4 protein-coding genes are annotated in these 2,835 nt (G+C 61.7%); all 4 read left to right on the top strand.

The window, feature by feature from the left end:
* A partial coding sequence (locus tag Q7T06_RS03115) for a tRNA (guanine(37)-N(1))-methyltransferase (protein ID WP_370652332.1) occupies window positions 1–470 on the top strand: 470 nt, incomplete at its 5' end.
* A 101-nt stretch (window positions 471–571) separates the two neighbouring features.
* Window positions 572–952, top strand: coding sequence for a 50S ribosomal protein L19 (gene rplS / locus Q7T06_RS03110; protein WP_304779993.1), 381 nt, complete (start codon window positions 572–574; stop codon window positions 950–952).
* Window positions 953–1,094: 142 nt separating this feature from the next.
* On the top strand, window positions 1,095–1,766 hold the full coding sequence (locus tag Q7T06_RS03105) for a CoA pyrophosphatase (protein WP_304779990.1): 672 nt from the start codon (window positions 1,095–1,097) through the stop codon (window positions 1,764–1,766).
* Window positions 1,767–1,869: 103 nt separating this feature from the next.
* The gene (locus Q7T06_RS03100; RefSeq protein ID WP_304779987.1) at window positions 1,870–2,826 is read left to right on the top strand and encodes a CobD/CbiB family protein; all 957 of its coding nucleotides are present in this window, start codon (window positions 1,870–1,872) and stop codon (window positions 2,824–2,826) included.
* Window positions 2,827–2,835: the final 9 nt, after the last annotated feature.

Here is a 2,835-nt window from a genome sequence, read left to right as displayed (position 1 = left end):
TGAGCCACCAGCGCGTGATGGAATTGCGTGACGAAGCGGGCATGGTCTTGCTGTGCGGACGTTACGAAGCAGTGGACCAGCGTTTGCTGGATCGCTGCGTGGATGAAGAAATCAGCCTTGGCGATTTCGTGTTGTCCGGTGGCGAACTGCCGGCGATGGCGCTGATGGATGCAGTGATACGGCAGTTGCCGGGCGTGCTGAATGACGAGGCGTCGGCCACGCAGGACAGTTTTGTGCATGGCTTGCTGGATTGCCCGCATTACACGCGGCCGGAAGTGTATGAAGGCGTGCCGGTGCCGTCGGTCCTGCTGGGCGGGCATCATGCCGAGATCGTGAAATGGCGGCGCGAACAATCGCTGCGCAACACGGCGGCAAGGCGGCCGGAATTGATCGGGCAGGCGCGGGCGGCGGGATTGCTGAGCGCTGCCGATGAAAAGTTTCTTCGCAATCTGCCGAAGGCAGTTGCGTGAAGTGTGCATGCAGGCATGTTGCCTGCATGAGTCAACCCCATCCTCTACCGGGCATGATGAAGTCGATAACGGCGCCGGCAAGATGGTTACAGGAGTGAAAAATGGACTTGATCCAGCAACTTGAGCAGGAAGAAATTCAACGTCTGGGACGCACCATCCCTGATTTCGCACCCGGCGACACTGTCATCGTGAGCGTGAACGTTGTTGAAGGTACCCGCAAGCGCGCCCAGGCTTATGAAGGCGTGGTGATTTCCCGTCGCAACCGCGGCCTGAATTCCAACTTCATCGTCCGCAAGATTTCGTCCGGCGAAGGCGTCGAGCGTACGTTCCAGCTGTATTCCCCGCTGATCGCGTCGATCGAAGTCAAGCGTCGCGGTGACGTCCGTCGCGCCAAGCTGTACTACTTGCGCGAGCGTTCGGGCAAGTCGGCTCGTATCAAGGAAAAGCTGCCTGCCCGTCGTGTCAAGGTCGCGGCAAAGTAAGCAAGCCGGTTCCGGTCAAGAGCCCGCGACAACAGTCGCGGGCTTTTTTTTGGCCAGCAGTCCTTCAGGAATGAATTGTTGCGCTGCCTTATAATGGATTTTTACCTTCTCATCCTGCGCCCGCAGGCATGAACGAGAACACGTGGCAAAACTGCAATTCGATCCCAAGGCCCTGCCTGTCGATTCCTATGCCGGCGAATCGGCGGTCCTGTCCGGTCGCCTGACCATGGAGGGATTGCGTGCCCATTTTGCCAGTCCACCCTTGTGGCAGCCCGAGGTCACCGATGAGCACAGGCAGCGGGAGGCAGGCGCAAAGCACACGCCGGCATCGGTGCTGATGCCGGTCGTCGTTCGCCCGCAAGGCCTGACCATGCTGTTGACCCAGCGCACCGACCACCTGACCCACCATAGCGGACAGGTCAGTTTGCCCGGCGGGCGCGCCGAAGCCGAGGATGCTTCCGCCATCGAGACAGCGCTGCGCGAGGCCGAGGAAGAAGTCGGCCTGCAACGCAAGCATGTGGAAGTGGTCGGGACGCTGCCCGACTATTTCACTGGTACCGGTTATCGGGTGACGCCGGTGGTGGGCCTGGTCCACCCGCCGATCGACCTGGTCGCCGACCCATTCGAGGTGGCAGAGATATTCGAGGTGCCGCTGGCATTCCTGATGGATGGCATGAACCACCAGCGCCGCACCCTGGAACTGCCGGGCGGAAGCGGGCAGCGCACCTTCTACGCCATGCCCTACGACCGCTTTTTCATCTGGGGCGCGACAGCAGGCATGCTGCGCAACCTGTTCCATTTCCTGCGGACCTGACGGTGCCGCAACGACCTCGGCTGGCAGGGCGGGAGCAGTCCCGGTTTGATTCCGGCCCCTCGCTGGGTTATCGTATCGTTCGTTCCACCCTGAAACCGACCTGATGACCTTCTTCTCCATACTGATCGCCCTGCTGATTGAGCAACTCAAGCCGCTGCGTGCCGACAACCCGGTCTATAACGCGGTGAAGCTGCTGGCGACCAAAGTGGAGGGCGGATTCAATGCCGGCATGCGCGAGCACGGCCGGCTCGGATGGTTCGTGATGGTCGGGGCGCTGATCGTGCCGACCATCCTCGTGTACTGGATCTGCGCGCGCATCAGCCCTCTGCTGGCGCTGGCCTGGAACATACTGGTGGTCTACCTGACGCTGGGACTGCGCCACTACAGCCACTACTTCACGTCAATCCAGCTGGCGCTCAACAGCGGCGATGTCGACAGTGCCCGCACCCTGCTGGCGGAGTGGACCAAACAGGACACCCGGGGGCTGGAGATCGGCGAGATTTCGCGGCTGGCGGTCGAAAAAGCGCTGGTCACGACCCATCGCAGCGTTTTTGGTGTGTTTTTCTGGTTCCTGATGCCGCTCGGGCCGGCGGGCGCAGTGCTGTACCGGGTGTCGGAGTACCTCTCCCGTGCGTGGAACGAGCCCGACCATATGCAGAACGAGGCTTTTGGCCGCTTCGCAGCCCAGGCTTATTACTGGATCGACTGGGTGCCGGCACGCCTGACGGCTGCCGCCTTCGCAGTGGTCGGCAATTTCGAAGATGCTGTTTATGCATGGCGCAATTTTGCCCATCGCTGGCACGACGAGACCATGGGAATCATCCTGTCGGCGGGCGGCGGCGCCATGGGCGTACGCTTGGGTAGCCCTGCCGAAAATGCGACGGCTTTGCTGCCCGCAGATGCCACTGTCATCGACTCGATTGACGTGGAAGCGGACGTGCTTCCCGGTGATGAGCCCTCGCCCCGGGCATTGCAGAGCACGGTGGGGCTGGTCTGGCGCGCGCTCTTGCTATGGATGTTGCTCCTGCTGCTGCTGTCGCTCGCGGTCTGGCTGGGCTGATCCTTTCCC

The organism is Herminiimonas sp., assembly GCF_030645555.1.
In the GTDB taxonomy this organism is placed as follows: domain Bacteria; phylum Pseudomonadota; class Gammaproteobacteria; order Burkholderiales; family Burkholderiaceae_D; genus Oxalicibacterium.
The sequence above is the reverse complement of the archived record's forward strand: the minus strand, read 5'-3'. Positions and strand labels throughout refer to the sequence as shown.